Source organism: Streptomyces sp. RLA012, from assembly GCF_056270325.1.
The window spans coordinates 11,108,253-11,132,824 of the sequence record NZ_JBWDPA010000002.1 but is presented as its reverse complement, the minus strand read 5'-3'; the positions used below and the strand labels follow the sequence as shown (position 1 = coordinate 11,132,824).

The following is a 24,572-nucleotide window of genomic DNA, read 5'->3' as shown; positions in this document are numbered from 1 at the left end:
CCCGCCGAGCCCACGGGCAGCCCCCTCAAGTCCCGGGTGAGCCTCGGCAGTTACCCGGTACGCGAGATCAACGGGATCATCTGGGGCTATCTCGGCCCCGGCGAACCGCCCGAACTCCCCGCCCTGGACTGCTTCCGGGCGCCCGCCGACCACGCCTTCGCCTGGAAGGGCCTGCTGGAGTGCAACTGGCTCCAGGCACTGGAGGTCGGCATCGACCCCGCGCACGCGTCCTACCTGCACCGCTTCTTCCAGGACGAGGACCCCGAGGACGGCTACGGCAAGCAGTTCCGGGCCGCCTCCCAGGGCTCCGACCTGCCGATGACGAAGATCCTGCGCGAGTACGGGCGGCCCGACATCGACGCCGTCCGCACCCCGTACGGCATCCGCATCACCGCCCTGCGCACCCTCGACGGCACCGACAGCCAGGGCGTGCCGATGGACGGCAGCCGCACCCATGTCCGCGTCACCCACCAGGTGTTCCCGCACGCCTTCCACATCCCGCTCGACGCGGAGACGGCGATCACCCAGTGGCATGTGCCGATCGACGACACCTCCTGCTACTGGTACGCGCTGTTCACCAGCGTGGGCGGCCCGGTGGACCGGGAGGAGATGCGCCGGCAGCGGGTCGGCGCGGTCACCCTGCCCGACTACCGGCCGCGCTTCGGCCGCGCGAACAACTACGGCTACGACCCGGCGCAGCAGCGGACGAGCACGTACACCGGTCTCGGCACCGACATCAACGTGCACGACCAGTGGGCGGTGGAGGGGCAGGGCGCCGTCCAGGACCGCACCCGCGAACACCTGGGCCGCTCGGACAAGGCCATCGTGATGTACCGCCGGATGCTCGGCGAGGCCGTCTTGGCCGTGGAACGCGGCGAGGACCCGCCCCTGGTGCTGTCCGCGCAGGAGGCCGCGCGGATCCAGGGCCCGGTCACCTTCGACGGCATCGGCCCCACCGAGGGCCGGCAGGAGCACTGGGCGGCCGTCGCCGCCAAGCAGCGCGCCGACAGCGACTGGGCGCAGCCCCTGGAAACGGACGGCTGACACGCCATGGGATTCATCGAGCGCCATGGTCTGTGGAGTGCCGAACAGACCGCCGCGGCACGGGAGATACGGGAACGCGCCGACGCCGGCGGCATGACGGTGGTCCGACTGGTCTTCGCCGACCAGCACGGTCTGCTGCGCGGCAAGACCGTCACCATGGGCGAACTTCCCAACGTGCTGCGGGAGGGTACGGGCATCGCCTCCTCGCTGCTCGCCAAGGACACCTCGGGGCGGACCGTCTTCCCGCTGTTCACCAAGGAGACGCCGCTCGGGCTGCCGGAACTGCGCGGCGCCGCCGACATGGTGATGGTGCCCGACCCGGGGACCTTCCGGATGCTGCCGTGGTCGCCGGGGACCGGCTGGCTGCTGTGCGATCTGCGCTTCACCTCCGGAGCACCGGTACCGCTGTGTACGCGCGGGCTGCTGCGCTCGGTGCTGGGGCAGGCCGACGGCCTGGTCTACCGCACCGGCCTGGAGGTGGAGTTCCACCTCTTCCGGCTCGGCGACCCCCGCCTGGGCCCGGGTGATCTGGGCCAGCCGGGTGCCGCGCCCGAGGTCGGCATGCTCAACCACGGCTACCAGTACCTCAGCGAGTTGCGCTACGACGAACTCGACCCCGTGCTCGACGTCCTGCGGGCGAACCTCGAAGGCCTCGGGCTGCCGCTGCGCAGCCTGGAGGTGGAGTTCGGCCCGAGCCAGGTGGAGCTGACCCTCCAGCCGGCCGACGGGCTGGGCACGGCCGACGCGATGGTGCTGTTGCGCGGCGCCGTCAAGCAGGTCGCCGCCCGCCACGGCCACCACGCCACCTTCATGTGCCGGCCCCAGCTGCCGGGCGTGTTCTCCAGCGGCTGGCACCTGCATCAGAGCATGCTGCGGGACGGCGCCGGTGTGTTCGCTCCGACGGACGCCGAACTCGCCGCCCCGGGGCCGCCGCTGTCGGCGTACGGCACCGCCTTTCTCGGCGGACTGCTGCGGCATGCGCGGGCCACGAGCGCGTTCTCCACCCCCACCCTCAACGGCTTCAAGCGCTTCCGCCCGCTGTCGCTGGCGCCCGACCGTGCCGTGTGGGGGCGCGACAACCGAGGGGCGATGGTGCGCGTACTGGGTGACGGTCCGTCATCGGTGCGGCTGGAGAACCGGATCGGGGAGCCCGCGGCCAATCCCTACCTCTACCTCGCCTCACAGCTCGCCGCCGGTCTTGACGGTGTCGCGCGCGGCCTCGACCCCGGCCCCGCGGCCGACGAGCCGTACGCCACCCGGGCCGAACCGCTGCCCCGTTCGCTGGGCGAGGCCCTCGACGCGCTGGAGGCGGACCAGGCACTGGCGGACCGGCTCGGCAAGGACTTCGTGTCCTACTACGCGAGCGTCAAGCGCGCCGAGATCAGCCGCTTCGACCAGGAGGTCACCGACTGGGAGCACCGGGAGTACTTCCGTGTCTTCTGACGCCCTCCGCGGACACCGACCGCACCGCCCGCATCCCCACCGCCCGCACCCGCACCGCCCGCACCCCACGACCGTAGCCACGGAGTGCCCATGAGCTCATCGTCCCACCGACGTCTTCTCGTCCGGCAGGTCCGCTGGGTGGCCCGCGACGTGGTGGAACTGCGGCTGGCCCGGCCCTCCGGCGGCGCGCTGCCGCCCTGGGAGCCGGGGGCGCATGTGGAACTGGTCCTGCCTTCCGGGCTGCGGCGGGCCTATTCGCTGTGCGGCGACGTGGCGGACACCGAGGCGTGGACGGTCGCCGTGCACCGGGTGTCCGAGGGGCGGGGCGGATCCCTGGAGATCCACGAAACCGCCCTGGTGGGGCGGGAGTTGGAGGTGCACGGGCCGGTCAACCGGTTCCCGCTGCTGCCCGCGGAGGGCTATCTGCTGCTGGCCGGCGGCAGCGGGGTCACCCCGCTGCTGCCGATGGCACGCGAGCTCACCGCGCGCGGCCTGCCCTGGCGGCTGGTCCTGGGCGCCCGTGACCGGTCCCGTCTGCCGTACGCCGAGGAGCTGACGGCGTTGGGCGGGGACCAGGTGCTGCTCGTACCGCAGGACGAGGCGGGTCTGCCGGATCTGGCCGCCGAACTCGCCGCCACCCCGCCCACGTACGCCGTCTACGCGTGCGGCCCGCCCTCGATGCTCGACGCGCTGACCACCGTGTGCCGGGCACTCGACCCGCCCAGATCGCCACACCTGGAACGCTTCGCCCCCGCCGACGGGAGTCCGGACCGATCCGGCGTGCGGGGCGAGGAGTTCGAGGTGGTGTTGTCCCGTGCGGGGCTGCGGATGACCGTGCCCGCCGGCCGCTCCGTTCTGGACGTCGTCCGGGAGCGGCTGCCGAACGTGCCCTACTCCTGCGAGGAGGGCTACTGCGGCAGCTGCGAGACACCGGTCACGGCCGGGGTCCCCGATCACCGTGACACGGTGATCGACCCGTCCGAACGCCCCACCGCCACCACGATGATGATCTGCGTGAGCCGGTCGGTCTCCCCCGTGCTGGAGCTCGACCTCTAGCCGCGGCCGTGCCCGCGCGTCGGCCGGTGACGCCGGTGCGTCACCAGGACCGCTGGGAGGCGAAGAAGCGCCGGTGGAAGTCCACCTTGGCGGCGTCCGCCAGGGGGATGCGGCCGAAGGTGTCGCCGAGTTCCGTCGTCGACGCGGAGCGAGGGTGCGCGGCGGCCCAGTGCGCGAGGCCCTTGCCGTTGGGATCACCGCCGGTCACGAAGTTCACCACGTAGTCGGACAGGGTGTCGGCGATCGTCCGGTCCGCGTCGGTCCAGGGCAGGTCGGTGGCGTAGAAGTTGCCGAAGATGTAGTTGATCTCCGAGCCGTGGTATGCGCCCCTGGTGGCGCCGGTCGCTCCGGGCGGTGCGTGGTCCCAGTAGTAGGTGAACACCGGGCTCGTGGCCGTCTTCGCCCATTTCCTCGCCCAGAGGTCGGCGGAGACGCGTCCGCCTTCGCGGGCGCACGCGTTGCGGGCCTGCCCCGCCTCCGTGTCGGACGTGGCGGGGTAGAGCTTCAGGAACTCGTCCGCCAGGGCGCCGTACTCCTTCTCCGCGGTGCTCCGGTAGTCCGCCAGTGTCACCTTCGGCTGGGGCGAGGCGCCGTTCTCGTCCTTGTTGCCGCCGGCCATGACGGGCACGTCGTGCTGGTGTCCGCCGACGAGGGCCTGCGCGTAGGTCCAGGGCTTCACCCAGCCGTCGAGCACCGGCCGGAACAGCGGCGGGTTGCCGTTGACGGGACCGCTGACGGTGGTGTCGTTGCCGTTCTGCGCCGCCGCCAGTTCGTCCGCCGGCAGGGCGCGCAGTTCCGCCAGCGACGAGACGCCGAGTTTCTGGGCGTACGCGGTGCCCTGGTTCTCGGCCGTCTCCAGCGTGCGGTACGAGGCGGCCAGCGCGGCGATCTCCGGGTCCCCCGGGTCGCGTGCGCCGGCGCTCTCGGAGATCGCTCCGTGGAACAGTCCGCGCGCGAGCGGCGAGTAGAGCAGATGCATCACGGAGGCACCGCCGGCCGACTGACCGGCGATCGTCACCCGGTTCGGGTCGCCGCCGAAGGCGGAGATGTTCCCGCGCACCCAGCGCAGGGCCGCGATCTGGTCGAGCAGTCCGTAGTTCCCCGACGCGTCGTGCCCGGATTCCGCGCTGAGTTCGGGAGTGGAGAGGAAGCCGAACACTTCGGTGCGGTAGTTGAGCGTCACGACGACCAGGCCCTTCTCGGCGAGGCCCGCGCCGTCGAAGGAGGGGTCCGACGCGTACCCTCCGACGAACCGTCCGCCGTAGATCCAGACGAGGACCGGGCGCCTCTCGTCCGAGCGCGCGGCCGCGGTCCAGACGTTCAGGTTGAGGCAGTCCTCGCTCATCGGTACCGAGTCGGAGCCCATCATCTGCTGCGGGCAGACGTCCCCGAACGTGTCCGCCGTCCGCACGCCCGTCCAGGACGCCGTCGGCCGCGGCGGCCGCCAGCGGTTCTCCCCGGCCGTGGACGCCGCGTAGGGGATGCCCTTGAAGACCGTGACCCCGCTCAGCGCGGCCGCCACTCCGGACACCAGGCCGGTGTCGATCCGGACCGGTCCCTTCAGCGCGGCTTCGGCAGTCTTCTCGTCCGACGTCTCGTCCGACGCGTACGCGACGGCTCCACTGCTGGTGAGCGTTGCCGCCGCGGCGACGGTCAAGGACCGGTTCAAGAGCGCCCGTCGGTTCACGGTCGGTGGCCTCCCTGGCTTCGACGGTTGCGAAGGCGAAGATCGCAACTCGATTGCCAACAATATTGTCGACCCCGTAGGGGACGGGTAAGCCGAGCCTGGCAAGAGCCTGAGAGACCCTGGGGCGATCCGATCGGGCGTGCTAGCATCGGCCCACCAATTGCCAGGAATCCTGTTGATTGGCGATACGGCTCGACGACACGGCTCGACGATCGGAACCGTATGTCCCTCCTCGCCCGGCCCACCGTGGCCTCCTTCGCCGCCAAGTCGATGCAGCGCCTCGCCCTCGCGGCCGACCGCCGCCCGAGCGGCCGCGGTTCCGCCGCCGCCTGGCACGCCCGCCTCCCCGAGTTCCCGCGCACCGTCCGCGAGTTGACGGTCCCGACCTCGGTCGCCCCGGCCCGGGTCACGGTGTACCTGCCGGCGGCCGGGGGCCCACTGCCGCCGGTTCACGTCAACTTCCACGGTGGCGGCTACGTCATGCCACTGACGGAGATCGACGATCCGCTCTGCCGTTTCCTCGCCGCCGAGGCGGAGATGGCCGTGATCAACGTGGACTACGTCGTCGCCCCGCAACACCCCTTCCCCGCTCCGCCCCGGCAGGCCTTCGAGGTCGTCCGGTGGATCGCCGAGCACGGCGCCGAGCACGGCTGGGACGGCAGCCGCCTCTCCGTGGGCGGCCAGAGCGCCGGAGGCGGACTCGCCGCGGCCGTCGCCCGTCAGGCACTTGAGGAGGGCGGCCCCTCGATCGCGCTCCAGGTCCTGCACTACGCACCGCTCGATCTCGCGACGAGCGCCAAGGACAAGCACGCCGCCATCGCCAAACCGCTGCTGCGCCCATGGATGGCCGACGTCTTCGACACCTCGTACGTGCCCGACCCGCGCGAGCGTGCCGACCGGCTGGTGTCCCCCGCCCATCCCTCCGACACCGCCGACCTCAAGGGCATCGCCCCGGCCTGGTCGTCACGGCGGAGTACGACCTCCTGAAGGCGGAGGGCGTGCGCTACGCCGAGCGCCTCCAGCAGGCGGGCGCCCTCGTCGAGCACCACGACGTGCCCCGGGTCGATCACGGGTACGACGGCAAGGACGACGAGAAGGCCCGCGAGGTCTACGCCCTGATCGCCCGTCATGTACGGCGGGCCGTCAACACCGGGACCGGCGGGGCGGACTGAGCGAGCGTCAGACTCCAGACGGACGAGGCGCCCGCCGCACGGACGCCCCGGCCACCCGCTCCTCCATCCCCCTCCGCATGGAGGCGACTGTCAGCCCTGCGGCCGGGCCTCGGGCGGCGTGACACCCAACTTGCCCGCGCTCTCCGTCAGTTCACGCCACACCTTCGGCGCCACGGGTACCCCCTTCTCGGCACGTCCAACCGCCACGGAGGCACTGCGCTCACCGGGGTAGAACACACCCTCCGCACCGTCCGCGGCGGGCAGCCCCTTGAGGGTGCCGAGGGTGGCGTCGACGGCCGCGACGAAGCCGTCCGGGTCGCCGAAGGCCGCCGGGTCGAGGGCGATGAGCAGGGCGTTCTGGCGGTGCTTGCGGCCCTGGGGATCGTCCGAGTGGAAGGCGGCGAAGATCGGTCCGCCGACGAGCACGCTGGTGAGCAGCTCGAAGGCCAGCGACATGCCGGACCCCTTGGCGCCGCCCAGGGGCAGCGGCATGACCGCCTTCTCCGGGTCGGTGGTCGGGGTGCCGTCCTCGGTGGCGGCGGCGCCCTCGGGCAGCGGTGTGCCGCTCGCCCTGGCCTGGCGGATCTTGCCCAGGGCGATGGTGGCGGTGGCCATGTCGAGAAGCAGGGGCGCGTGCGCCTCGGCCGGTACGGCGATGGCGAGCGGGCTGGTGGCCACGGCGGCGCCCTTGACCCCGGTGTAGCCCATGTTCGGCATCCCGGCGACGAAGGCGATGCCGACCAGGCCCTGTTCGGCGATCTTCGACACGTAGTAGCCGATGGCGCCGGTGTGGACCGTGCGGCGCACCCCGACGGCGGCCACCCCACTGGTCCTGGCCCGGTGCACGGCTTCCTCGGCGGCCGCCGAGAGGGCCACCGGTCCCGGCGCGCGGTCGGCGTCCAGGACGGCGACGGCCGACATGCCGGACTCGACCGTGATCTCGGGCTTCGCGTTGGCCACTCCCTTGGCGAGCAGCTCCAGGTAGGCGGGGACGCGGGCGATGCCGTGGGAGTCGACGCCGCGCAGCGCCGCCCAGACGAACACGTCGGCGGTGGTGCGGGCGTGCTCGGCGCTCAGGCCGCCCTTCTCCAGGAGGGCGGCGGCGAAGGTGCGCAGGTCCTCGGCGGGGACAAGGACCTTGCCCGGCTTGGGCGTTGGGGTGTCGGTCATGGTGTGGGGTGCCTCCTGGGTCAGCGGGTGACGAGAACGTCGACGACGGCGGTGGTGCCCTCCGCCACGGCCTTGAGCGCGCGCTCCAGGGCGGGGGCGAGCGCGTCCGGCGCGTCGACGGTCTCGGTGTGCATGCCGAACGGCTCGGCGAACTGCGCGAGGCGGGGCAGCCGGTGCAGATCGGTGCCGAGCCACTCGCCGGTCCCGGCGGCCGCGCCCTCGGGGTAGAACCTGCGGTGGTTGAGGTTCATCGACTTGTAGACGCGGTTGTTGAACACCACGATCAGCAGCGGCAGGTCGTAGGTCTTCGCGGCGTCGTACGACTGGATGACCGGGTTGTAGGTGAAGGCGCCGTCGCCGATGGTGAGGACCACCGGGCGGTCCTGGGCGGCGAGTTTGACGCCGAGCGCGACCGCGATGCCCTGGCCGAGGCCGCCCTGTACGTAGAAGTACGAGTCGGGGTCGGACATCTGCAGATGACGCTTGACGACACGGCTGTGCGTGATCGTCTCGTCGACGACGATCGCGCCCCGGCCGTCGAGCAGTCCGCGCAGGGTCGCGGCCACGAGCACCGGGTCGATGCCCTCGGCCCCCGCCGCCTTCGCCTCGACCGCGGCGATCGCGGCCTGCTCGTCGGCGTGCCGTTCCTCCTGGGCCGCGCGCCGCGCGGTGACGGCGGCCACGTCGAGCTCCTTCGCCCGCTTGGTGAGCTGGCGCAGGGTGTTGGCGACGTTCCCCTCCAAGTACCGGTCTGCGAACAGGACTTGGTAGACGATGTGCGGGCGCTGTGGCACCTCGTCGATGACGACGATCTGTGCTGTGGAGGGCCGGCGGCTCGGCGGGTAGAACGGGGCGCGGCAGTTGACGAGGAGGATGAGGTCCGCCTCGTCCATCCACGGGCCGATGTCGCTGCCCGCGTGCAGCGGGTGGGTGCGCGGGAAGTTGCCGCACACCGCCGAGTCCGGCTCGACGACCGGGATGTCCCAGGCCTCCGCGAAGGCCACCAGGGCCTCGAAGCCGCCCGCCTCACGGCCGGCCGTCTCGGTCACGATGACGGGGTTGCGGGCCTCCCTGATCAGCTGCGCCACCGGGTCGACCTCTTCGGGCGAGCTGTGGGTGGAGCCCGGCGCGACGATCGGTTTGGCCTCGCGGCCGTCCCAGTCCTCCAGGAGGATCTCCAGCGGGACGTTGAGGTAGGCCGGGCCCGCCGGGGCGCGCCAGGCCAGCTCCGCCGCCCGTGTGATCATCGTCGGCAGCGTGTGGACGCTGGCGGCCTCGTTGGACCACTTGGTGAACGGACTCGCGATGCCGTGCGGGCCGCCCACGATCGACAGGTTGCGGTACCACTGGCCGCCGGGGTCGTGGCCGGGGGCGTCGCCGTACGTGGTCGACTCCGAGGAGGTGACCACCATGGGCACGCCCGCGAGGAGCGCGCCGTGCACCGCCATCGAGCCCTGGAGCAGCCCGGGGGCCGCGTGCAGGAGGACACCCTGGGGGCGGCGCTTGACCAGGCCGTAGCCGGTGGCCATGCCGACCGCCACCGTCTCGTGGGTCAGGTCCAGGTACCGCGGTGCCCGGTCGCCGTCGCGGTGGCGGCGGGCCAGGGACTCCCACACCGGGGCCCACTCGGACCCCGATGAACAGAAGAGGTAGTCGGCACCGACGGCGTCGAAGGCGGATACGAAGGCCTCACCGCCGTCACCGCTGCCTGTGCCCGGCGTGCTGGTGCTGTCCGTCATCTCTGGTGTGTCCTCAGCCCTCGATCGGCCAGTTCAGGACCTCGGAGATACCCCGGCCCATGATCCACTCAAGCTCCTCGGGGGTGAAGTCCCAGTGCTTGGTGAACTGTTCGATGGTGTCGGTGTAGGTGATGCCGTGGCCCAGCAGACGGGTGATGTCGGTGCCGTAGAAGCAGCGCTGCGGGCCCATCTTGTCGACCATCTCGCGCACGTACTTCTCGATGTTCTTGTTCGGGAAGGGCTGCGTCGAGTAGCCCGGCAGGGCCGAGACCTTGACGTAGATGTTGGGGTGCTCGGCGAGGTCGGCGGTCTCCTGGACCCAGTAGCCGATCGCGTCGTCCACGCAGCGGGCCATGATGCCCATGTGGTCGATGATGATCTTCAGTCCGGGGTGCTTGGCGGCGATCTGGCCGAGCTCGCGCTTCCAGATCGGCGCGTGCACCATGGTGGGGATGGAGAGTTCCTCGGCGATCGGCCAGTACCAGTCGTTGGTCCCGTCGATCATCCAGTTGCGGTCCTGGGGCCGGTGGAAGGTGAGCCGGGTGCCCTTGATGTGTGGGTTCTGCGCGAACTCCGTCAGCAGGGCCGTGCCCTCGACCGGGTTGTCCTGCGGGACACGGGCCATGATGCCGAAGCGGTCGGGGTGCGCCTCGCAGGCCTCCAGCGCGTAGTCGATGCGGTTGCCCTCCCACGACGGGGGCAGGATCAGCGCCCGGTTGACGCCGGCCTCATCCATCAGTTCGAGAGCCTCCTCGTAGGAGAAGGGGTCCTCGCGGTGGCCGTTGAGGCGGATGCGCTCACGCGCGCCCGGGACCCAGGGCCGGTCCGGGGTCTCTTCCTTCCAGATGTGGATCTGCGTGTCGACAACGAACATGTCTTGAACTCTTTCTCTCGAAGTTCTCTCGAAGCGGGGCGGTGGGGTGCTGTGGAAGGAACGCTAGGCGGGCGGTGAGGCCTTGCCGAGCCCCGGGGATGCAAGCACTACTTGCGCGAAAGTCCGCTGTACGCAGGGCATTCTCAGCTTGCGGAAGCGTCGCCGAAGACGGTGTCGGCGATGTGTTCGGCGATCGCCATGGAGGCCGTGGCGGCCGGCGAGGGCGCGTTGCGGACAGCGGTGATCCGGCCGACCTGATGGATGCGGAAGTCGTCCACGAGCGTGCCGTCCGGATCCAGCGCCTGGGCGCGTACACCGGCGCCGCCGCGGACCACGTCCGGGACGCCGACCCCGGGAACGTACAGCTTGGCGTCCTTCATGAAGGCCGCCCTGGACAGCGAGCCCCGGTACTCCTTGATGCCGGTCCGCCAGTGCTGGGCGGCCATCCTCCACGAGCCGGGATAGGACGCGAGCCCGGCGAGGTCCCTGAGCGAGATCCTGCCGAGTGTGTAGCCCTCCCTGGCCAGGGCCAGGACGGCGTTCGGGCCGACCTCGACCGAGCCGTCCACCCGTGGGGTGAAGTGCACGCCGAGGAAGGGGTAACGCGGGTCCGGCACCGGATAGACGAGCCCGCGCACCAGGTGCGTCCGTTCCGGTTTGAGCAGCATGTACTCGCCCCGGAACGGGATGATCCGCGGCGCCTTCCCGTCCTGGGCGAGCCGGGCGACGGAGTCCGAGTGGAGGCCCGCGCAGAGGATCAGCCGGTCGACTCGGATCCGCCCCCGGTCCTCGGCCGGGGCGCCCCCCGCCCGTCCGGAGGCGACCTCGATGCCGCCCGGCACGTCGGTGAGGGAGGTGACGGGGAATCCGAGCCGCACCTCGCCGCCCGAGGCCTCGATGTCCTTGGCGAACTCCCGGGCGATCGCCGGGTAGTCGGTGATCGCGGTGCGCGGGGAGTGCAGGGCCGCGATGCCCCCGGCGTGGGGCTCCAGCTCCTTGATCTCCTCCTGGGAGATCCTCCTCAGATCGGGTACGTGGTTGTTCCTGGCCCGCTCGTAGAGGTTCTCCATCCGGCCCAGTTCGTCCTCGCGCACGGCCAGGACGAGCTTGCCGATCTCCGCGTAGGGCAGTCCCCGTTCCTGGCAGTACTCGCGCAGGTCGGACACGCCCCGCACACACAGCTCCGCCTTGAGGCTGCCCGGCGCGTAGTAGATGCCCGCGTGCACCACGCCCGAGTTGTGCCCGGTCTGGTGGACGGCGACCTCCCGCTCCTTCTCCAGCACCACGACGCGGGTGCCGGGGCGGCGCAGGGCGATCTCGCGGCCGGTGGCCAGGCCCACGATGCCGGCGCCGACGATACCGATCGTCTCGTCAGCCATCGGCTTCCTCCTGTTCTCGCTGTTCCCGCTGATCTCGCTGGTCCCGCTGGTCCCGCTGGTCCCGCTGTTCCCGCCGGAGCCGTCAGGCACCGAAGTGGATCGCGACGGTCTTGACCCGGGTGTAGAAGCGCAGGGCCTCCTCACCCTGCTCCTTGAACGGCGAGCCGGAGTCGCGGAAGCCGCCGAAGGGGTGATGGACGTCCCAGCCGGAGGTGGTGGTGTTCACCGCGATCTGGCCGCACTCGGCCTCGTCGGCGAAGCGGTAGGCGGCGCCCAGGTTCTGGGTGAACACGGCGGCGGCGAGACCGAAGACGGAGTCGTTGACCGCTTCGACGGCCTCCTCGAAGGAGTCCACCGGCAGCAGGGCGACGACGGGGCCGAACACCTCGTCGCGCCAGATGTCCTGGTCCGGGGTCACATCGCCGAGCACGGTGGGATTGACGTAACAGCCGTGGCTGAGCGCCTCGTCCTTGGGCTGATCGCCGCCGGTGAGAACCGTCGCGCCCTGCTTGACGGCGCGCTCGATGTCGGACAGGACGCCGTCACGCTGGCGGGCGCTCACCAGCGGCCCCATCGTGGTGCCCGCGGCGAGCCCCGGACCGACCCGCAGCGCGGCCGCCTCGGCGAGCAGCAGTCCGGTGAACTCCTCGTACACGGACCGCTCGACGATCACCCGGCTGGTGGCGGTGCAGCGCTGTCCGGCCTGGGCGAAGCCCGCGGCGGCGACGGCCTTGGCGGCGGCGCTCAGATCGGCGTCGGCGAGGACGGCGGTGGCGTTCTTGCCGCCGAGTTCGCCCTGGAAGCGGACGTTGCCGTTCGCGAGCCGGGCGCGCAGGGCCTCGCCGACCTCGTTGCTGCCGGTGAAGGTGAGCGCGACGAGGCGCGGGTCGGTGATCAGCGCTTCGGAGATCTGCGAGCCGCGGCCCGTCACCACGTTGAGGACGCCGGCCGGCAGCCCCGCGTCGTCCAGGGCCCGGGCGAAGTGCAGCGCGGCCTGCGGGGTGTCCGTGGCCGGCTTGAGGATCGCCGCGTTGCCCGCCGCGAGGCACGGCGCCAGCTTGCGGGCCGGGGTGATCAGCGGGTCGTTCCACGGGGTGATCGCGAGGACGACACCGAGGGGCTCGCGCTGGTGGTGGGTGCGGGTGTCCGGGCGTACGTCGTGCACGAGCGTGCCGTACCCCTGGCGGGCGACACCCGCGTAGTACTCCAGGAAGTCCGCGGCCTTGATCGTCTCACCGGTCGCCTCGGCCCGGGTCTTGCCCATCTCGGTCGCCAGGTCCTCGGCGATCTCCGCGACGCGTTCGCGCAGCAGCCGGGCCGCGTCGGTCATGATCCGGGCGCGCTCGAAGGGGCTGGTGCGCTTCCAGACGGCGAAGCCCCGCTCCGCGTGGTCGTAGGCGCGGGTGACATCGGCGGCGCTCAGTGCGGGGACGCGGGCGACGGGGGTGCGCAGGTCGGACGGGTCGTGGACATCGATCCACTCACCGGTCGCCACCCACTCTCCACCGGAGAGGGTTTCCAGGGTTCGCATGAAGATCACTTCCTTCGTCCGCCGCGGTGCGGGATCCGCGGTCTGCACAGGGAGCGGCCGCAGAGGGCCGAATGCGACAACACACCATGTCGGGGCGGGGCCACCAGCCCCGCGGCGGCAGTCATTGCTTGCGCCGCGCGCGGGTCGGCGGGCGGCTGATCCGTGCTGGAATCTGCAGGCCGGACGGCGTGCGTGAGGCCGCCGGGAGCCGAAATTCCGCTAAGGAGAACAGACATGGCCTACGCAGTCATCGCCCGCTACCACTGCGAGCCCGCCGACGAGGCCACGGTGCGCGCCGCGCTGCTGAAGGTGCGCGAGCACACCCGTGCCGAGCCGGCGAACCTGGCGTACGAGGTGCACGCCGAGGCGGACAAGCCGGGCAGTTTCGTGCTGTACGAGCAGTACGCCGACCGGGCCGGCTTCGAGGCGCACAAGGTCGCCGACCACTTCACCGAGCTGATCGTGGAGACGGTGTGGCCGCTGCTGACCGACCGTACGGTGACCTTCGCCGAGGTCCTCTGAGGTCCCGCCGGGAAGCGCGGTCGCGCTTCCCGGCCCCTCGGGTCTCCATGGGTCAGAACTCGTTGCCCCAGCAGTAGCGGGCGAGGATATCCAGGTGGACCAGCTTGCGCCGCTGGTCAGCGGCGTTCAGCAGCGGACGGGCAGCCGAGTCGGCGAAGCCCCGGGAGGGCGAGATGGCCATGTCCTCCAGGTCCTTGACCTCGCCGGCGGCGTCCATGCGGGCCATCACCGTGTCGATGTCCTCCAGTTCGGGCACGGCCGGGTCGAGAACGCCCAGACACACGTCCCGCTCCTCGGGCACAGCCTTGATCAGCTCCAGCTCGGCGTCGGTGCCCTTGTCGTACGGCAGGATCCACCGGTCCGCCGGGATCTCCCCGTACAGGCGCTCGGCCCTGGCCCGGTCCACCGCGGCCGGGGCCTCCCAGCCGGGGCAGACACCCACCCGCAGGCCCTCAGGGCGTGAGCCCGACCGTACTGCCAGGGCCTCCACGGCCAGCGCGTCCTCGAACGACAGCGCACCGGGGACAGCCGGGTCGACAGCGACGTGACCGAGCAGGAGCGGGTTGTTCAGCTGGATCAGGCGGACACCCCGGGAGATCAGCAGCTCGATCTCGGCGTGGATGATCTCCGCGAGCGCCTCGCCGAGTTCGCGGGCCGAGGAGGGGCCGCCCGATGCGGCGAACTCGGGCTCGAACGTGGTGGCGGCCAGATAGGCCGGGGACGGCAGCGAGACCTTGGCGGCGATCCACGTCATGTCGGCGATCCGCCCCGCCCAGTCGGTCACCAGCGGGCCGTTGGCCTTGGGCAGGGACTCCGCCACCCAGCGGGACAGACCGCCGGGGGCCTCCTCCCCGGTACGCCGGAAGCCGGAAACCGCGTCGAAGACGGCGCTGCGGAAGTCCTCGCGGGGAAAGTCCCCGTCGGTGACGACCGTGGTCCGCAGCTTGCGCTGGTAGGCCACCAGCTCGTCGACCGCCTCAAGTTCTGCCTCGTGCAGGGCCTCGGCGTCGGTCTCCCCGTTGGCGGCCTTCTCGCGGGCCGCCAGGAGGGCGGCGGGGCGGACCAGGCTGCCGTGGTGGTCGATGCGGTAGTTGAATGTGTCCGCCATGGCTCAGGCACCCTTCTCGGTCTTCTCGGCGTCCGGGGCCGGCTTGCCCGCGACGCCCCAGGCGGCGAAGTCCAGTTCGTAGCCGAGGGATGCGAGGACGTCGTCCGCGACCTGCTGGTCCTCGTCCGCGGTGCCGCCCGCGATGCCGAGGCCGCCGATGATCTCGCCGTCCTTCTTGATGGTGACGCTGCCCTCGGTGGCCATGATCGGCAGGGCGGCGCCGGGCAGTTGGGAGAGCTGGGAGAAGAACACCGGCTGGCTCTCCTGCCACTTCTTCAGCATCTTGCCGGGGCGCTGCATCACGGCGGCGGTGTATGCCTTGGCGCGGGCGATGTCCGGGGTGAGCGGGCGCGCCCCGTCCGAGCGGCGGACGCTGATCACGAAGCCGCCCGCGTCCACCACGGCGACGCTCACCGCCTTCCCGAGCGACTGGGCGCGCTTGAGGGCGGCGTCGACGATCTCTTCGGCGGCATCGAGGGTGAGGCTGCTCATGCGGGTTCCTTCTGTGCGGTGAGGGTGCGGCGCAGGTGGGCGACGGCCACGTTGTACTGCTCGGGCGTCTCCCAGTACATGGAGTGCGGGGCGTCCGGGACGATCTCCAGGTGCGAGCCGGGCAGCAGTTCGTGGGCGCGGGTCACGGTCTTCACGCTGAGCACCGCGTCCTTCTCGGCGGCCAGGAAGGCGACCTTGACGCCCGAGTGCCGGATGTCCTCCAGGGAGGGGCCGTTGGTGTCGAGGTTGCGCAGGTCGGCCATCTTGGCGACGTTGAACGTGCCCATCTGCTGGAAGAGGAAGGTGAGGTCGGGCCGCTCCTGCTGGAACCGCCGGGTGAGCAGACGGTCGATGACGGGGAGTTTGACGGCCTCGGCGCGGTCGGCGGCGGCCAGTTCCTTGAGTTCGGGGTGGCTGATGCCGCCCAGGGAGTGGCCGAGGGCGACCGAGGAGACGCGCTCGGGACGCAGCAGGGCGGCGCGCAGCGCGGCGACGGAGCCGATGGACTGGCCGACGAGCATGACGTCGGTCAGGTCCTCCTGGTCGAGGACGGCTACGACATCGCCGGGGAAGTCCTGTCCGTCGAACTCGGGCATGGATGAATCGGACTTGCCGAAGCCGCGCAGGTCCACGGTGACGACCGTGAACTCGCCCCGCAGCGCGGCCACCTGCTGCCACCAGGCGGCGTGGTGGCCGCCGCTGCCGTGCACGAACAGGATCGCCGGACCACTGCCGTGGCGCTCGTAGTAGATGGAGGTGCCGTCGGAGTCGGCGATGGGCATGGGAGTGAACTCCTAGCGGTACTGGGGTGTGGACTCCGGTGGGTGCGCGGTCAGTTGGGGCGCTTGCCGTGGAAGACCAGCTCGATCATGGTGTGGTCGGGATCGTGGATGTAGCAGAACTTGGACTGGTTCTCCGGCCGTTCGATCGGCCGGGTGTGCCGGATCCCCAGCTCCCCCAGGTGGGCGAGGAACTCGTCCCAGTCGTCGACCTCGACGGCGAAGTGATAGGGCGCCATGCGCTCCATCTCCTCGACCGGTGTGAAGTGCAGATCGAAGTTGCCGCGGGTCATCAGCACCACGCGGGTGTTGGACTTGGGCATGATCCGCTTCATCCCGAAGACCTTCGTGTACCACTCGGCCGTGCGGTCGGGGTCGGTGGTCGGGAAGTTGACGTGGTGGATGTAGCGGGGTGCGTTGCTCATGTGTGGTTCCCTTCTGGACTCATGCGGGGTTCCCCTCTGTGCGTACGGGGTTGGCGAGCACGCCGATGCCGCTGATCTCGACCTCGACGGTGTCGCCCGCCTCCAGCTGGCAGGTGGACTCGGCGCCCATCCACAGCACGTCGCCGGGGTGCATGGTGATGTGCTTGGTGATCTCGACGATGTAGTCGAAGGGGTCGAAGACCATGTCGCCGGTGGGGAACGACGCGCGTTCCTCCCCGTTGACGCGGAGCGTGGTCGTCTGCGCCAGCGCGTCGACGTCCGTCTCGATCCAGGGGCCCATGGGCTTGAACGTGTCGCTGTTCTTGCTGCGCCAGAACGTGCGGTCCTGGTGCTGCCAGCTGCGGGCGCTGACGTCGTTGCCGACGGTCCAGCCGAAGACGGCGTCCCGCGCCTGCTCGTACGTGGCGTGCCGCACCGTACGGCCGATGACCGCGACGAGTTCCGGTTCGGCCTCGAACCGGCCCTCGACGTCTGCCGGTTTGACGATGGGTGAACCGTGTCCGGTGAGCGCGTTGTTGGCCCGGTAGCCGACCTCGGGACGGCTGGGGACCTCGGCCCCCGCGTGCTCGATGTGCCGCGGGTAGTTCATGCCGACCGCGTAGAACACGGGCGGGACGACGACGGGCAGCCAGTGCGCGGTGGCGCGCGGCACCGTACCGATGACGGTGGGGCCGCGTTCGGTGTGCGGCTGCCGCCGCGTGGCGTCGATGGGCGAGTCGGACAGCAGCTCGATGTCCTCCTCCCCCACCCGGCCCCACACCGCCCGTCCGCCGACCGAGACACGGGTGTATCGCATGGCGCTCAGCCCGCCAGCAGGTGGGAGACGCGCTTGGTGATCAGGTAGGCGTCCAGGGCCTCGGGCCCGCCCTCCCTGCCGTAGCCGCTCTCCTTGACGCCGCCGGAGGGGGCCTCGCTGACGGAGCCGCCGCAGTGGTTGACGGAGAGGATTCCGGCCTCCAGTTCGCGCACCAGGTGCTCGGCGGTGGCCGCGGACTCGGTGAAACCGTAGGCGGCGAGGCCGTACGGCAGCGCGTTCGCGGTCGTGAGCGCCTCGTCGAGGTCGGCGAAGGCGACGATGGGGGCGATCGGCCCGAAGGGCTCCTCGTGCATGAGGTCCGCGTCCGCCGGTACGTCGGTCAGGACGGTCGGCGTGAAGAAGTACCCCGAGCGGTCCAGGCGCTCGCCGCCGGTGCGGACCGTGGCGCCGCGGCCGACGGCGTCGGCGGTCAGGCGCTGAACGGCCTGGAGCCGGCGCTCGTTGGCGAGCGGTCCCATGGTGGTGCCCTCCGCGAGACCGTCACCGACGACGACCGCCTCGGCGGCCTTCACGAACTCGGCGGTGAAGTCCTCGACGAGGCTTTCGTGGACCAGGAACCGGCTCGGCGAGGTGCACACCTGTCCGGCATTGGCGAACTTCGCCTGCGCGGCGCGGCGGGCGGCCCTGGCCGGGTCGGCGTCCGCGCACACGATCACCGGGGCGTGGCCGCCCAGCTCCATCAGGGAGGGCTTCATGACCTCGCCGGCCGCGGCGGCGAGCAGCTTGCCCACGGGGACCGAGCCGGTGAAGGCGATCAGGCGGGTGACCGGGGAGGCGATGAGGTGGGCGGAGACCTCGGCGGGTTCACCGAAGACGAGGTTCAGCGCGCCGGCCGGCAGGCCCGCGTCCACGAAGCAGGCCACCAGGGCCGCGGCGGTGGCGGGTGTCTCCTCCGAGGCCTTGATGATGATGGAGCAGCCCGCGGAGAGCGCGGAGGAGATCTTCCGCATCGGCCCGCCCGCCGGGAAGTTCCAGGGGACGAACGCGGCGACGGGGCCGATGGGTTCGCGCCGTACGGACAGCAGGGTGCCGGGCGCGGAGGGGATGATGCGGCCGTAGGCGCGGCGGGCGTCGTCGGCGTGCCAGCGCAGGGTGTCCGCGACGCGGCGGGCCTCCCCGGTGGCCTCGGCGAGGGGCTTGCCCTGCTCCAGGGTCATGATCCGCCCGACCTCCGCGCTGCGTTCCGTCAGCAGGTCGGCGGCGGCGTGCAGGAGGGCGGTGCGCCGGGCGACGGGCGTGTCGCGCCAGGTCCTGAAGCCCTCGGCGGCGGCGCCCAGGGCCCGGTCCAGGTCGGCGGTGGTGGCGAGCGGTACTTCTCCGATCACCTTCTCGGTGGCCGGGTTCACGATCGGGGCGGTACGTCCGGTGCCGCCCTGGCACCACTCGCCCGCTATGTACATACGGACAGCGGGGTAGCCGTGGTCGGTGGTCATGAATGGATGCCCTCTCAGGCCGGCGAGCGAAGCGAAAACGGGGTCCCCGGCCGAAGGCCGAGGGGGGTCAGGAGGCGGGGGCGTCCTGCTGGTCGCGGTTGGTGCGCAGTGCCCAGATGTGGTGGGGCGGGGTGGTCTCGTGGACCCGGGTCTCGTACGCGTCGTCGACGCGGTCCATGTCGGCGGCGTACTCGACCCGTCCGCCGCAGGGCGCGTGCACGAACCGGAAGACGTTCGAACCCACGGTGTGGCGGCCCAGTCTGCGGGCCTCTCGCCAGCCGTGGTCGATCATGTAGTTGCCGCCCTCGATGACGTCGTCGAAGCCGGGGACCTCGTACGCGACGTGGTTGACACCGGCCTTGTCGGGGCGGTGGCACAGCAGCATCGTGTGCTGGTCCTGGTCGCCGGGTGCCTGCATGAAGACGCCCATGGGCTCGACCACGTCGGTCGGCCGGAAGCCGAGGCGTTCGACGTAGAACGCGACGGCCTCTTCCTGGCCCTCCTTGAAGATGTTGAGGGCGACATGGCACATGCGCAGCGGGTGCACGCGGGTGATCGGCTCCAGGGCGGTGTTCCAGCGGTCGACGCTGCCCAGCGCGTTGGCGGGCCGAGGGGTGACGGGCGCGGGCTTCGGCCGGGCCAGGGTCAGGCCGACCCCGAACCCGGTCTCGTCCACGGTGTGGAACACACCGGCGGCATCCTCCCGGACCGCCCGGTCACGGCCGGCGGCCGTCACCAGCCGCTCCAGCTCCCGCGAGGTGTCGACGCCCCACACCACCTCGCGCAGGGTGGGGCCCGGCTCCAGCGGTGGCGGCAGCAGTGGGCCGGGGTCGGTGTCCAGATGGAGCGTCTGCCCGGTGAGCGTCTCGAACACCGCGTACTCGTCGGTCCGTTCCACCAGGAACAGTCCGAAGTCGTCGAAGAAGCGGGCGCACTCGTCGAGGTCGCCGATGCCGTAGGTGACCGATTCGATTCTCTGGATTCCCATGGATTCCTCGCTTCGTCGCAGATCGCGCCTGCGCTGCTGATACGGTCACCGGTTCCCGGCGATCGTAGATTTGCGGCTTTGGCAGCCTCAACAGTCTGGTCACGCGGGCATTGCAATCGTTTCTTGCGTTCTCGGTCGTTTGATCCGGACCGTGACCGGACATGGTCAAGCCAGGCCGGTTCGAATCAGCGGTCGATCGCCGGAATGGGATTGTTCGAGAACCATTCGGTGAGAAAGTCAAGGAATACGGTGATTTTCCTCGGGGTGACCTGGCCGGGGCCGTAGATCGCGAAGAGCGGGCGGTCCGGCACCGCGAGCTCGGGCAGCAGGATCCGCAGGGCGCCGGAGATGAGGTCGTCATAGGCCGGGCGCTGCGGCAGCAGGGCGATGCCGCGGCCGTGGACGGCCGCCTTCTGCAGGGCGATGTACGAGTTGGACGAGAACGCCACATTGCGGATCTTGTGCAGGGTGGACGCGTGTCCGTGCCCGATGCGCCAGACCGGGTCGTTGACGTGGACCAGGCAGTCGTGGTGGGCGAGGGCGTTGGGCTCGCCGAGCGGGCCCTGCCGGTCCAGGTAGCCCTTCGAGGCGCAGAGCACGAAGGGCAGCGAGGCGATCTTCTTGAGCCGCACACTGGAGTCCCGCAGGTCGCGGGTGTGGAAGGCCACGTCGAAGCCGCCGTCCAGGAAATCGTAGGTCCGGTCGGACATGCCGCCCAGCTCGAAGCGGACCTGGATTTTGGGATGAGCCGCGGAAAAGGCGGCGATCGCGTCCCCGAGATCCAGACTTCCGATCCACTTGGGGCAGATGATGCTGAGCGAGCCCTCGGCGCGGTCGTGCTGATGCGCGATGACGGCGTCCTCGGCCTCGATTTCCTCAAGTATGCGCGCGGCGAATTCGGCGTACCGCTGCCCCGGTTCGGTGAGGCTCACCGAGCGGGCCGTGCGGTTGACCAGCCGGACGCCCACCTGCCGTTCCAGCTCGGCGACGTGCCGTGACACCAGCGATCCCGAGGAGCCCAGCTTCTTGGCTGCTCCGCTGAAGCTGCCGGACTGCGCGACGATGACGAAGCTGTGCATGAGGAGCAAGCGGTCCATGTTTCCTCCGGAGGCCCACGACTGCCAGGGATGGGCCCCGGCGGCGGTGCCGGTCGTGCGGGTGTGCGGGCGTTGCGTCCGTCCGCCCGATGGGCACGGCGGCCGTCGGGGAGACGGTCGCGCCGCACCGGAACACCCTTGCGGCGGCTCTGCCGGGCATTCCGGCGACGCGGTGGACGGGCGGCTCATGACACCGTGCGGCAGGCACCCCTGGTGACGCGGGCTCGGTTACTTGGGGCAGTACTGGGGTGCCTGACTCAGGTTGTCCTTGGTGACCAAGAGAAGTGGAATGTTGGCAATCTTGTCAACCTTCTTCTTGTCGAGGAGACCCACCGCGTTCTTGGCGGCCGTCTGGCCGATCGTCATCGCCGAGTTCGCCACGGTGGCGGAGAAACGGCCGTCCTTGACGGCGGCCAGGCCCTCGTCGGTGCCGTTGGTGGTCACGATCTTGACCTTCGTGGCACCGGCGGCATCGAACGCCTTGCGTACGGCGAAGCCCATCTCCTCATTGGCGACGAAGGCGTAGTCCAGGTCGGGGTGGGCCTGGATCATGTTCTCGGCGACGTCCTGCGCCTTGGCCGCGTTGAACATGCCGGGCTGGTTGGCGACCACCTTGGCGTTGCTCGGCAGGGCCTTGGTGAAACCGCCCACGAGCAGGTCGGAGGCGGCACCGGGAGCGCCCGCGACCACACCGACCTGTACGTCCTTGCCGGCGGCGTCCTTCGCGACCCAGCCGGCGTCCGCGCTGCCGACCTTGGTGAGGTCGACGACGGCCGCGCCGAGGATGTCGTTCACGTCGCTGGTGGCCACGGACGTCAGGTAGATCGGGATGTTCGAGGCCTTGGCCTTGGCTATGTCGCCCTTGAGCGCGTCGACGTTGACGGTCTGCACGATGAGCGCGCTCACATTGCGGGAGATCATGTCCTCGATATTGGACAGCTCGGTCCCCGAGTTCTGGTGGGAGTTGGCCGTGTAGACCTTGGCCCCCTCCGACTTCGCCGTCTGCTCCAGGGCTTTCTGCAGACAGGTGTGGAACTCGGTGTCGCCGCCGTTGACGAACCCAAGGGTCACGGCGCCGGACCCGCTGCCGGTGTCCTTGCCGCAGCCGCTCAGCACCAGGGTGGTGCCGGCGACGGCGGCGAGCATCGCTCGGCGGGAGCGGGCGGAGAGTCTCATGGATGTACGCCTTTCATGACGGACTGTGCGGAGAGGAGGCCGAGCGGGGTCAGTGCCGTGCCGAGCGGGCCTTGTGGAACTCGTTGGCGATGGCCGCGATGAGCAGCACGCCGCCCACGGAGACCTGCTGGAAGTAGCTGGAGACCTGCACGAGGTTGAGGGCGTTGGCCACCACTCCGAGCAGCAGGACGCCGAGCGCGGTCCCCACGACGGTCCCGTGACCGCCGGCGAGCGAGGTGCCGCCGATCACCACCGCGGCGACGGCGGTGAGCTGCAACGTGAGGCCGCCGGTGCCGGGGCTGCTGGACCCCAGCCGGGACAGCAGCATCACGCCCGCGAGGCCCGAGAGGGCGCCGGTGATGGCGTACAGCGCGAGTTTGCGCGCGGTGACGTTGATACCGCTGAGCCGGGCGACGTGCTCGTTGCCGCCGATGGCGAAGGCGTCCCGGCCGAACACGGTGAACCGCATGACCAGGGCGGTCGCCACCAGCACGAGGACCGCCACGATCAGCAGATACGGCACCCCGAGGACCTTGTCGTTGCCCAGCGGGAACATCCTGGTGCCGATGGAGACGCTGAGGCCGTTCAGCACCAGGAGCGCGACACCGTCCAGCAGGGTGGCCGTCGCCAGGGTCGCGACGAACGGGGCCACGTTGGTGAACGTCACCACCAGCCCGTTGACCAGCCCGATGACGGTGGCGAGCAGGACGGAGGCGATGACGGTGAACGCGGTGGAGTGGCCGTGGGAGAGCAGCTGCGCCCCGACGGCGGTGGTGACCGAGACATTGCTGCCCATGGAGAAGTCCATGCCGCCCGCGGTCATGAGCAGGGTGAGGCCCGCGGCGATCACCGCGGTGACGCTCACCTGGCGGAGCACGTTGATCAGGTTGGTCGTGGTGGCGAACGAGTCGGTCTGCAGCGCGGTGGCGACCACCACCACGACCAGGACCGCGATCAGGCCGGTGTGCGGCGCGCGGCGCAGGGCGCCGAGGGGGAGGCCGCGCCCGGTGGCCTCGGGAGGGTCGCCGGAGACGCCCGGGGCGTCGGAAAGTGTCTTGACGCTCACTGCGGTTGACCTCCGAGAGCGGTGGCGACGAGTTCGTCGTGGGTGATGGCGGTGATGTCGTGTTCGGCGACGGTCCGGCCGGCGCTGACGACCACGACACGGTCGGCCAGGCGCATGACCTCCTCGGCGGACGAGGAGGCGAGCAGCACGGCCGCGCCCCGCGAGGCGAGGTCGTCGACGAGGGTGTGGATGTCGGCCATGGCCGCGATGTCCACGCCGTTGGTGGGGTCTTCGAGGAAGCAGGCGACCGGCTCGGTCTGCAGCCACTTGGCCAGCAGGACCTTCTGCTGGTTGCCTCCGGACAGCGCGCTCACCGGCGGGTTGCCGGTCAGGGAGACCACTCCGTAGCTTCTGCGCAGCGGCGCCGCCCGGCGGGTGAGCGCCGCGCGCCGGTGCACACGGCGGCGCGCGAAGCGGTCGTCGGCCAGCATCAGGTTCTCGTCCAGGGACATGCCCGGGACCAGGCCCAGCGCCCGGCGGTCTCCGGTGACACAGCGCAGGCCGCTGGTGAGGGAGGCGTGCACCCGGCCGAGGGGCACGGGGGCGCCGTCGACGAGCAGTGCGCCGGTGTCGGGGCGGCGGCGGCCGGACAGCAGGTCGAAGAGGCGCGACTGCGCGTCCCCGGCCGGTCCCAGTACCGCGACGATCTCGCCCTTGCGTACCTCGACGGTGAAGTCCCGGATGGCCCGGCCGTCACTCAGGTCGTGCACCGCGAGACCGATCTCGTCCTTCGGGGCGCCACGTTCGGCACGCCGGGAGACCACGTCCCGGCCGACCATGCTGCGCACGAGCCCGGCCGGGTCCAGGTCGCCGGACGACGCGCTGCGCACCACGGCTCCGTCCCGCAGGACGGTGAGGCGGTCCGCGACGGCCATGACCTCGTCGATGTAGTGCGAGATGTAGACGACGGCGACGCCCTCGTCGCGCAGGGTGCGCACCAGGTCCCTGATCTGGTGGGCGGCCTCCGCGCTGAGGCAGGCGGTCGGCTCGTCGAGGATCAGGATCCGGCCGCCGCGGCGGACCTCCCGCGCCACCTCCACCATGGTCTGCTCGGCGACGGTCAGCGAACTCGCGGTCCGCTCCACGTCGATGTCGATGCCGAGGCCGGACAGCGCCTCTCGCGCCTCGGACCTGACCGCTTTCCAGTGCACGGTGCCGCGCCGGGTGGGCAGGTCGCCCAGCATGACGTTCTCGGCCACGGTCAGGCCCATCGCCAGTTCGCGGCGCTGGGGAACCGAAGCGATACCGAGCCGTCGGGCCCTGCGTACGGTGAGGCCGGAGTGCGTGTCCCCGTTGACCTCGATGGTGCCTCCGTCGGGTTGGTGGACCCCCGAGAGGATCTGCACCAGCGTCGACTTGCCGGCTCCGTTCATGCCCATCAGCGCATGGACCTCGCCGGGGTACAGGTCGAGATCCACGCCCTTGAGCGCGGCCGCCCCGCCGAAGCTCTTGGTGACGCCTCGTACCCGCACCACGGCCTCGGGCGTCGTGCCGGCACCGCGGCCGGGCGCGGGCGGTGTCCTGGGCGTCACGGCGGTACCTCCCTGCGTGCT

21 protein-coding genes and 1 pseudogene are annotated in these 24,572 nt (G+C 71.0%); 5 read left to right on the top strand and 17 right to left on the bottom strand.

What is annotated here, in order from left to right; genetic code table 11:
• Positions 1–36: 36 nt before the first annotated feature.
• The 3 genes from RV986_RS50600 (at position 37) to RV986_RS50590 (ending at position 3,543) form a co-directional block, all read left to right on the top strand.
• Positions 37–1,044, top strand: a complete 1,008-nt coding sequence (locus RV986_RS50600; RefSeq protein WP_475923859.1) for an RHO alpha subunit C-terminal catalytic domain-containing protein — start codon at positions 37–39, stop codon at positions 1,042–1,044.
• Positions 1,045–1,050: 6 nt separating this feature from the next.
• On the top strand, positions 1,051–2,487 hold the full coding sequence (locus RV986_RS50595; RefSeq protein ID WP_475923858.1) for a glutamine synthetase family protein: 1,437 nt from the start codon (positions 1,051–1,053) through the stop codon (positions 2,485–2,487).
• A 90-nt stretch (positions 2,488–2,577) separates the two neighbouring features.
• Positions 2,578–3,543, top strand: a complete 966-nt coding sequence (locus RV986_RS50590; RefSeq protein WP_475923857.1) for a PDR/VanB family oxidoreductase — start codon at positions 2,578–2,580, stop codon at positions 3,541–3,543.
• Positions 3,544–3,583: 40 nt separating this feature from the next.
• On the opposite strand, the gene RV986_RS50585 is transcribed toward RV986_RS50590, so the two are convergent.
• Positions 3,584–5,230, bottom strand: a complete 1,647-nt coding sequence (locus RV986_RS50585) for a carboxylesterase/lipase family protein (protein ID WP_475923856.1) — start codon at positions 5,228–5,230, stop codon at positions 3,584–3,586.
• 222 nt (positions 5,231–5,452) lie between these two features.
• On the opposite strand from RV986_RS50585, the pseudogene RV986_RS50580 reads away from it, so the two are divergent.
• Positions 5,453–6,402, top strand: a pseudogene (locus RV986_RS50580) (alpha/beta hydrolase fold domain-containing protein).
• Positions 6,403–6,492: 90 nt separating this feature from the next.
• Here RV986_RS50580 and RV986_RS50575 read toward each other — a convergent pair.
• The 5 genes from RV986_RS50575 to RV986_RS50555 form a co-directional block, all read right to left on the bottom strand.
• Positions 6,493–7,572, bottom strand: coding sequence for an Ldh family oxidoreductase (locus RV986_RS50575; protein WP_475923855.1), 1,080 nt, complete (start codon positions 7,570–7,572; stop codon positions 6,493–6,495).
• 20 nt (positions 7,573–7,592) lie between these two features.
• Positions 7,593–9,311 carry a thiamine pyrophosphate-dependent enzyme gene (locus tag RV986_RS50570; protein WP_475923854.1) on the bottom strand — a complete coding sequence of 573 codons (1,719 nt, stop codon included), beginning with the start codon at positions 9,309–9,311 and terminating at the stop codon, positions 7,593–7,595.
• Positions 9,312–9,324: 13 nt separating this feature from the next.
• Positions 9,325–10,185 (bottom strand): amidohydrolase family protein, encoded by an 861-nt coding sequence (locus RV986_RS50565; RefSeq protein WP_475923853.1) that lies wholly within the window; start codon positions 10,183–10,185, stop codon positions 9,325–9,327.
• Between the two features lie 143 nt (positions 10,186–10,328).
• Entirely contained in the window at positions 10,329–11,564 is a 1,236-nt protein-coding gene (gene lhgO / locus RV986_RS50560) for an L-2-hydroxyglutarate oxidase (RefSeq protein ID WP_475923852.1), read from the bottom strand.
• An 82-nt stretch (positions 11,565–11,646) separates the two neighbouring features.
• Complete coding sequence (locus tag RV986_RS50555; protein WP_475923851.1) at positions 11,647–13,095, bottom strand: aldehyde dehydrogenase family protein; 1,449 nt, start codon at positions 13,093–13,095, stop codon at positions 11,647–11,649.
• Positions 13,096–13,329: 234 nt separating this feature from the next.
• Between RV986_RS50555 and RV986_RS50550 the strand changes: the two genes are divergently transcribed.
• Positions 13,330–13,617: a putative quinol monooxygenase gene (locus RV986_RS50550; RefSeq protein ID WP_475923850.1), complete on the top strand. Its 288-nt coding sequence runs from the start codon at positions 13,330–13,332 to the stop codon at positions 13,615–13,617.
• A gap of 52 nt (positions 13,618–13,669) precedes the next feature.
• Here RV986_RS50550 and RV986_RS50545 read toward each other — a convergent pair whose 3' ends face one another.
• The 11 genes from RV986_RS50545 to RV986_RS50495 form a co-directional block, all read right to left on the bottom strand.
• On the bottom strand, positions 13,670–14,725 hold the full coding sequence (locus RV986_RS50545; protein WP_475923849.1) for a uroporphyrinogen decarboxylase/cobalamine-independent methonine synthase family protein: 1,056 nt from the start codon (positions 14,723–14,725) through the stop codon (positions 13,670–13,672).
• A 3-nt stretch (positions 14,726–14,728) separates the two neighbouring features.
• Complete coding sequence (locus tag RV986_RS50540) at positions 14,729–15,217, bottom strand: GlcG/HbpS family heme-binding protein (protein ID WP_475923848.1); 489 nt, start codon at positions 15,215–15,217, stop codon at positions 14,729–14,731.
• On the bottom strand, positions 15,214–15,999 hold the full coding sequence (locus tag RV986_RS50535; protein WP_475923847.1) for an alpha/beta fold hydrolase: 786 nt from the start codon (positions 15,997–15,999) through the stop codon (positions 15,214–15,216). The genes RV986_RS50540 and RV986_RS50535 overlap by 4 nt, the downstream gene beginning before the upstream one ends.
• A gap of 50 nt (positions 16,000–16,049) precedes the next feature.
• On the bottom strand, positions 16,050–16,421 hold the full coding sequence (locus RV986_RS50530) for a VOC family protein (protein WP_475923846.1): 372 nt from the start codon (positions 16,419–16,421) through the stop codon (positions 16,050–16,052).
• A 19-nt stretch (positions 16,422–16,440) separates the two neighbouring features.
• Positions 16,441–17,238, bottom strand: coding sequence for a fumarylacetoacetate hydrolase family protein (locus tag RV986_RS50525; RefSeq protein WP_475923845.1), 798 nt, complete (start codon positions 17,236–17,238; stop codon positions 16,441–16,443).
• Positions 17,239–17,243: 5 nt separating this feature from the next.
• On the bottom strand, positions 17,244–18,692 hold the full coding sequence (locus RV986_RS50520; protein ID WP_475923844.1) for an NAD-dependent succinate-semialdehyde dehydrogenase: 1,449 nt from the start codon (positions 18,690–18,692) through the stop codon (positions 17,244–17,246).
• A gap of 67 nt (positions 18,693–18,759) precedes the next feature.
• Positions 18,760–19,680: a VOC family protein gene (locus RV986_RS50515; RefSeq protein WP_475923843.1), complete on the bottom strand. Its 921-nt coding sequence runs from the start codon at positions 19,678–19,680 to the stop codon at positions 18,760–18,762.
• Positions 19,681–19,865: 185 nt separating this feature from the next.
• Positions 19,866–20,777 carry a LysR family transcriptional regulator gene (locus tag RV986_RS50510; protein ID WP_475923842.1) on the bottom strand — a complete coding sequence of 304 codons (912 nt, stop codon included), beginning with the start codon at positions 20,775–20,777 and terminating at the stop codon, positions 19,866–19,868.
• 228 nt (positions 20,778–21,005) lie between these two features.
• Entirely contained in the window at positions 21,006–21,953 is a 948-nt protein-coding gene (locus RV986_RS50505) for a sugar ABC transporter substrate-binding protein (RefSeq protein ID WP_475923841.1), read from the bottom strand.
• A 49-nt stretch (positions 21,954–22,002) separates the two neighbouring features.
• The gene (locus tag RV986_RS50500) at positions 22,003–23,019 is read right to left on the bottom strand and encodes an ABC transporter permease (protein ID WP_475923840.1); all 1,017 of its coding nucleotides are present in this window, start codon (positions 23,017–23,019) and stop codon (positions 22,003–22,005) included.
• Complete coding sequence (locus RV986_RS50495; RefSeq protein WP_475923839.1) at positions 23,016–24,551, bottom strand: sugar ABC transporter ATP-binding protein; 1,536 nt, start codon at positions 24,549–24,551, stop codon at positions 23,016–23,018. Before RV986_RS50495 ends, RV986_RS50500 begins: the two co-directional genes overlap by 4 nt.
• Positions 24,552–24,572: the final 21 nt, after the last annotated feature.

Excerpts from the sequence above, each read along its gene's own strand:
- RV986_RS50540 (WP_475923848.1), bottom strand. The coding sequence starts at position 15,217 with ATGAGCAGCCTCACCCTCGATGCCGCCGAAGAGATCGTCGACGCCGCC.
- RV986_RS50545 (WP_475923849.1), bottom strand. The coding sequence starts at position 14,725 with ATGGCGGACACATTCAACTACCGCATCGACCACCACGGCAGCCTGGTC.
- RV986_RS50550 (WP_475923850.1), top strand. The coding sequence starts at position 13,330 with ATGGCCTACGCAGTCATCGCCCGCTACCACTGCGAGCCCGCCGACGAG.
- RV986_RS50590 (WP_475923857.1), top strand. The coding sequence starts at position 2,578 with ATGAGCTCATCGTCCCACCGACGTCTTCTCGTCCGGCAGGTCCGCTGG.
- RV986_RS50525 (WP_475923845.1), bottom strand. The coding sequence starts at position 17,238 with ATGCGATACACCCGTGTCTCGGTCGGCGGACGGGCGGTGTGGGGCCGG.
- RV986_RS50510 (WP_475923842.1), bottom strand. The coding sequence starts at position 20,777 with ATGGACCGCTTGCTCCTCATGCACAGCTTCGTCATCGTCGCGCAGTCC.
- RV986_RS50535 (WP_475923847.1), bottom strand. The coding sequence starts at position 15,999 with ATGCCCATCGCCGACTCCGACGGCACCTCCATCTACTACGAGCGCCAC.
- RV986_RS50595 (WP_475923858.1), top strand. The coding sequence starts at position 1,051 with ATGGGATTCATCGAGCGCCATGGTCTGTGGAGTGCCGAACAGACCGCC.
- RV986_RS50505 (WP_475923841.1), bottom strand. The coding sequence starts at position 21,953 with ATGAGACTCTCCGCCCGCTCCCGCCGAGCGATGCTCGCCGCCGTCGCC.
- RV986_RS50515 (WP_475923843.1), bottom strand. The coding sequence starts at position 19,680 with ATGGGAATCCAGAGAATCGAATCGGTCACCTACGGCATCGGCGACCTC.
- RV986_RS50520 (WP_475923844.1), bottom strand. The coding sequence starts at position 18,692 with ATGACCACCGACCACGGCTACCCCGCTGTCCGTATGTACATAGCGGGC.
- RV986_RS50575 (WP_475923855.1), bottom strand. The coding sequence starts at position 7,572 with ATGACCGACACCCCAACGCCCAAGCCGGGCAAGGTCCTTGTCCCCGCC.
- RV986_RS50570 (WP_475923854.1), bottom strand. The coding sequence starts at position 9,311 with ATGACGGACAGCACCAGCACGCCGGGCACAGGCAGCGGTGACGGCGGT.
- RV986_RS50555 (WP_475923851.1), bottom strand. The coding sequence starts at position 13,095 with ATGCGAACCCTGGAAACCCTCTCCGGTGGAGAGTGGGTGGCGACCGGT.
- RV986_RS50565 (WP_475923853.1), bottom strand. The coding sequence starts at position 10,185 with ATGTTCGTTGTCGACACGCAGATCCACATCTGGAAGGAAGAGACCCCG.
- RV986_RS50530 (WP_475923846.1), bottom strand. The coding sequence starts at position 16,421 with ATGAGCAACGCACCCCGCTACATCCACCACGTCAACTTCCCGACCACC.
- lhgO (WP_475923852.1), bottom strand. The coding sequence starts at position 11,564 with ATGGCTGACGAGACGATCGGTATCGTCGGCGCCGGCATCGTGGGCCTG.